This window comes from Synechococcus sp. R3-13 (genome assembly GCF_047462195.1).
Taxonomy (GTDB): domain Bacteria; phylum Cyanobacteriota; class Cyanobacteriia; order Thermostichales; family Thermostichaceae; genus Thermostichus.
This window is the reverse complement of sequence record NZ_JANSIO010000450.1, coordinates 1-5,377: the sequence shown is the minus strand read 5'-3', so window position 1 is coordinate 5,377 and position 5,377 is coordinate 1. Positions and strand designations below refer to the sequence as shown.

At 58.5% G+C, this 5,377-nt stretch carries 4 protein-coding genes; 3 read left to right on the top strand and 1 reads right to left on the bottom strand.

What is annotated here, in order from left to right; translation table 11 throughout:
* Positions 1 to 232 precede the first annotated feature (232 nt).
* Positions 233 to 718, bottom strand: a complete 486-nt coding sequence (locus NW856_RS12845; protein WP_011431703.1) for an ureidoglycolate lyase — start codon at positions 716 to 718, stop codon at positions 233 to 235.
* 221 nt (positions 719 to 939) lie between these two features.
* On the opposite strand from NW856_RS12845, the gene NW856_RS12840 reads away from it, so the two are divergent.
* From NW856_RS12840 to NW856_RS12830, 3 genes are all read left to right on the top strand, one after another.
* Positions 940 to 1,725 (top strand): hypothetical protein, encoded by a 786-nt coding sequence (locus NW856_RS12840; protein ID WP_414400583.1) that lies wholly within the window; start codon positions 940 to 942, stop codon positions 1,723 to 1,725.
* Complete coding sequence (locus NW856_RS12835) at positions 1,722 to 2,363, top strand: ABC transporter permease (RefSeq protein ID WP_414344615.1); 642 nt, start codon at positions 1,722 to 1,724, stop codon at positions 2,361 to 2,363. The genes NW856_RS12840 and NW856_RS12835 overlap by 4 nt, the downstream gene beginning before the upstream one ends.
* An 18-nt stretch (positions 2,364 to 2,381) precedes the next feature.
* Positions 2,382 to 5,377: ATP-binding protein (locus NW856_RS12830; RefSeq protein ID WP_414400582.1), on the top strand; the 2,996-nt coding region annotated here is incomplete at its 3' end.

Sequence of the window (5,377 nt, the reverse complement as noted above, 5' to 3'; positions counted from 1 at the left end):
ACTTATAGCTCCCCGCGCCCCTCCTTTGTTAAGCCCAAGTCAAGGAACGCTCACCCAAGTCGGCTACATCCACTAGGACTGGGATCCAAGCCCACTTTCTCTCTCCACCCATAGTGGAGTACGGATCCCCACAACTCTTCTTGCGCTCAAGCGAAAGATTGCTGTGATCAATGATCAATGCTGCTTTTTGCCCGATTGACGAGAAAGTTGACAAGGGATCCCCAAAAGCTTGTCAGGGGGTGATCTGGAACTCCAGGTTGTAGGTTTGGAGTAAGTTTATGGTTTCGTGATCGGTGATGTTGGTGTCGGCCAGCTCCAAGTTGTAGAAATCGATGAACTCTTCGTGGTCAAAATAGGGGCCGGCATGCCAAGTGCCCATCTCCAGCTTGATAAAGCGATCCCCAGGCACCCGAAAGGCTTGAATCTGATCCACGTGCAGCTCATCGGCAGGCGGTGCAACACCAATAAACCACTCCTTGCCATTCAGGGATCCCAGGCACTGGGTGCAGCGGATGTGGTGGGTGATCTGAGTAAACTTGAGGCCGCGGCGAGGCAAGCGCATGATGTAAAAGCGGGGCTGCCCTTGATTCAAGAACAACTGAGCATCTTGACTGTCGAAGGGTTTGTGATCGGGAGTGGGGCAAATGACCTGTCCATAGGGGGCAAAGTTTTCCGGTTCAGCGAGATGGGCCTTCAGTTGGCGCAATTGGCTGGTCACCCTGCTCTTCTCCTTTGCGTTTGACGAGCTGTCTTGTGTCTCACTGTTGCCCTACAACGTGAGCACGAGGGCGTGAAGACGCAAACAGCCCAGCGAACCCCATTCTATCGAGACTTGGCCAGGCAGCTTCCCTTCTGGGAAGGGATCCCTGAGCAAGCCCAAGCTGCTCAAGGTCGCAAGTACAATGGGAAAACTTCCCAGCCTCAGCAGAGCAAATGGCGATGCAGCGGGACTTACAAGAGCTGATCATCTCCCCAGCTCAAGTTGAAAGCCTCTCTCAAGTGCCGGTGGCTTGGTTGTATCGGCCTCGGCCCGTTCGTCGTTTTAAAGACCGTCTGCGCCAGTTCTCCGCCTTCTGGGATCTCCTACGCTTGCTGGTGACGCTGGACTTGTTCTTGCGTTTCTTGACCTTCTGGACAGGGGGATCCCTGCTGACTCTGGTGGGGCGGATTTGGATCCCTGGCCTACAGGCCACTTGGGGCACTTGGCCGGTGGAATGGGGGATCCTGGCGGCCATTGCCGCTCTGGGCCAAGCCTACTGGATTTTCCGCAGCCGCCGCATGCCGCTGCTGTTGAACTTGCTGGGGGAAGTGGATCGCTACAACCGAATCATCCAGGCCATCCACGTCAACGACCAGTTGGTGGAAGCGGGCAACCCCGAGGTGAAGCTGGCTCAGAGGGCTGAGGTGATCGAAGCCCTGAAGCTGACCCGGGCCGATCTCATTCGCGCCTTGAAAACCGAACGGATCTTGCGGCAAAACGAAGACCTGATCGAGCAGCAGAGCGAGTTCTTCGGCGATAACTTGGCAGCTTTGACAGCTCTGCAGGTGAGCGAGCAGGCCAGCGAACAGGGTCGTATCCTAGAGACTGCTTTACAGATTGCTTTGCAGGTGCGCTCCCAAATCCGCCGTTTGCAAGAGCGAGAAGCCAACCACCCCCCAAGCAGGGATCCAGACACCATTAGGGAAGATAGGCAGGATACAGACGGCAACTCGGATTGGCAATGAGCCTTTTGGCCCGCTCCCTCAGCTACGCCCAGAACCACAGCGACACGCTGTTTCAAGCCTTCGTCCAACACCTGCAACTGGTGGCGGTGCCTTTGGGAATGGGGCTGCTGTTGGGTTTGCCGCTGGGCTTTTTCAGCTCCCGCTCCCAGATGCTTTCCCTGGTGGTGATCAATGCGTTTAGCAGCCTGCGGGTGATCCCCAGTTTGGCCATTTTGTTTTTGGCCATCCCCTATTTCGGCCTCAGCTTCCGTTCGGCAGTTGTGGCTCTAACCCTTCTGGCGTTGCCCCCCATTCTGATCAGCACGGATGTGGCCTTCCGCAGCCTTGAGCCGGCCCTGCGGGAAGCTGCCCTGAGCATGGGCATGACTCCTGGCCAGGTGTTACGGCACGTGGAGATCCCTTTGGCCTTGCCGGTGATCTTGGCCGGTGTTAAAACGGCTACCATTGAGGTGATTGCCAGTGCTACTCTGGCAGCGTTTATCGGCGCAGGAGGGCTGGGTACTTTCATTACCCTAGGGTTTGCTCTCTATGACAACGCCATCTTGCTGGTGGGGGCGGTTCCAGTGGCCCTTCTGGCTATTGCGGCCGAGATCGGCCTTGGCACTCTGCAGCGGGCTTTGGAACCTCCCCAAGCCTGAGGTTCTGTGAGGGATCCCATGCCGTCTTCCCCTAGTTCTTCTGAAGTGCAATCCCGTTGGCCTTTCCGCTCCATTCCTTTGCGGGTGGCGTTGCTGCTGCCCCTAGTGCTCTCAGTAGCAGGGGGAGTGGGGGGAGTGGCCTATCTCTCCTGGCAGGGCGGGCGACACCTGGCGCTGCGCTTGACGGAGCAACTGAGGCGGGAAGTTACCGACCGCACCGAAGAGCATCTTGCCAGATATTTGCAAATTCCCCTTCAGATCAATGTCCTCAATCAAGGGGCAGTGAGGGGGGGGCTGCTGCCCGATTTGACAACCCCCAGCCCAGCCGATCTAGAGCTTTTGGAAGCTCACTTTGCCCGCCAGTTGCAGCCATTTCCTGAGCTCAGCTATGTCGGCTTTGTCTCGGCTCAAGGGGGGTTTGTGATCGCCCGCCGCCACGCCGATGGATCAATTTGGACTTACCATACACTCGGCCTGTTGCCGGGATCCGCCCAGAGCCGCCAACGGGATCCAGAGACAGGGGATCCCACTGGCCTGAGGAGGCAGTTAGGCTTTGTGGATCTGAGGCGGTTGTTCTGGTTTCCCCAGCTCCTGCAGTCGGAAGGGATCCGCGACACTTGGGTGGTAACCCGATTTTTTGCGGAGCTTCCTGCCCAGGATCCAGAGCGGCTGATCATGACGTCCCTATCCCTGACCGACTCGGGGGGGCGGGTTTACGGCAGCTTAGTGGCTTCCCTCTCCGTCCGGCAGCTTCAAGCCTTTCTGGAACAGATGGAAGGCCGTTCTCCTGCAGAGGTGAGTTTTCTGCTGGACGAGGAAGGACAGGTGGTGGCCAGTACGGCGGGGCCTGCTCCCCATCCGCTGCTGGTGGCTGTGCAAGAGCAGGTGGGCTCCTGGGAGACGGCCTCTTCTCAGAATTCGCTGCGCCTCGTGGTTGGCGGGATCCCCTACTGGGTGGAGGTGGAGTCCCTCCAGAGTAAAGGGAGGCTGGGCTTTTATTTTGTGCATGGGATCCCAGAGGCAACCCTTCTGGCCGAAGTCCATCGGAGCGCCCAACAGGCTGCGCTGCTGGGGGGTGGGCTATTGCTGAGCATGCTGGGGACAGGGATCCTCCTCGGCGAAGCTCTCTCCCGTCCCCTGCGCCGCCTCACCCAAGTAGCCGAGCAATTTATCCAAAGCGGTTTCCAGCCCTGGCCTCCTTTGGATCCCGGCCCCATCCAGGAGGTGCAGACGCTAACCAAAGCCTGGCAGCAGGCGGCAGCAGCTCAGCAGGCCCTGCTGGATCGTCTCTGGCAGCAGCAGCAAGAATACCGCGCCGTGGTGGAACAGCAGACGGAGCTCATTTGTCGCTTTCGGCCCGATACCTGCATCACCTATGTCAATCCTGCCTATTTGCGCTTCTTCGGTCGGCGGGCAGAGGAGGTGGTGGGCCAACCTTGGCGGGATCGGCTGCCGGAAGAAGAGCAGGCTAAGGTGTTGCAAGCTTTTGCTGCTCTCACGCCTGAGCATCCTTTCTACTGCAGCGAGCGGGAGTATCCCGGAGAAAACGGCCAGTCCCGCTGGATTAGCTGGGTAGATCAGGGCATTTTCGACAGCCGAGGCCGCCTGGTGGAGATCCTATCGGTGGGGCGGGAGATCACCGAGCAAAAGCGGGCAGAACAACAGTTGCAAGCCCTCAACCGGGAGCTGGAAGCCCAGGTGGAGCTGCGCACGGCCAAGCTGCAGCAAGCCTTGCATTTTGAGGGGGTGCTGCGCGCCATCAGCAGCCGGATGGTGGTCAGCCTAAACGAGGGGGAAATTCTTGAAGAAGTGGTCAGAGCCCTTGCCGAGGCACTAGGCCTAACCTGCTGCCAAGTCCTGCTGCTTTTAGAAGATGGGTCAACCTGGATCCCTGGCTACTGCTACTCCCCCCTTCTCTCTTCTGATGCAGCTCAGGGCGACAGGGCGGATCCCTTGCATGGGCCAGACTACGCCAGTGACCCGGAGTTCTTGCGCCTGCTGCAGTCCCATTCTTCCTCACAGCAGAAATGGAAAATCCACTGCTGTTGTCGGAAGGAAGGACGCTGGGTGCGGCTGCTGGCCTGCACCCTTTGGGACAAAGAGAAGCGGCTGGGAGCTTTGCTGTTGGAGCGGCTGCCGGAGCAAGAGTTTTCCGAAGACGAGATTCAACTGGCCTATCAGGTGGCCAACCTATGTGCCCTGGCCATTCGCCAAGCCCGTTTGTACCAAGCAGCCCAAGCGCAGGTGAAGGAATTGGAGCGGCTGAATCTGCTGAAGGATGATTTCCTCAGCACCGTCTCCCACGAGCTGCGCACCCCCATGACCAATGTGCGCATGGCCTTGCAAATGCTGCAAATGACCCGCGATAACCCCGAGAAACAGCGGCACTACTTCACCATTGCCCTGAAAGAGTGCAACCGGCAAATCGAGCTCATCAACGACCTGCTGGATATGCGACGGCTGGAAGCCGGGACGTATCTGCTGCAACCAGAGAATATTTTTCTGCCGCGGTATTTACAAGATTTGCTGGACGGGGCTCAGCCTTTGGCCCAAGCCAAACATCAACACCTGCAACTGCACCTGGAGGCAGGGATCCCCTCGCTTTGGGCCGACCCCACCTGCTTGGGGCGCATTCTGCGCGAGCTGCTGCACAACGCCATCAAGTACACGGCCCCCGAGGGATCCATCCACCTGCGGGCTGTCTCAGAAGGGCAGGGGATCCTCTTCGTCTGCAGCAACAGCAGCGAGATCCCAGAGCCAGAGCTGCCCCGCATCTTCGAGAAGTTTTACCGGATCCCGCAATCGGATCGCTGGAAGCACGGCGGCACCGGCCTGGGGCTGGCTTTGGTGAAGCAACTGGTGGAGCATATGGGGGGGAATATCTCCGTCAACAGCTCGGATGGATGGACGCATTTCCAAGTTTGGTTGCCCCAAGGTGAGGATCCTGCTCCGCCATTGCCCGCAATGTCGGATCCCCAAGAGAGAGAGCATGCCTCTAACCCCCAAAACCCTGA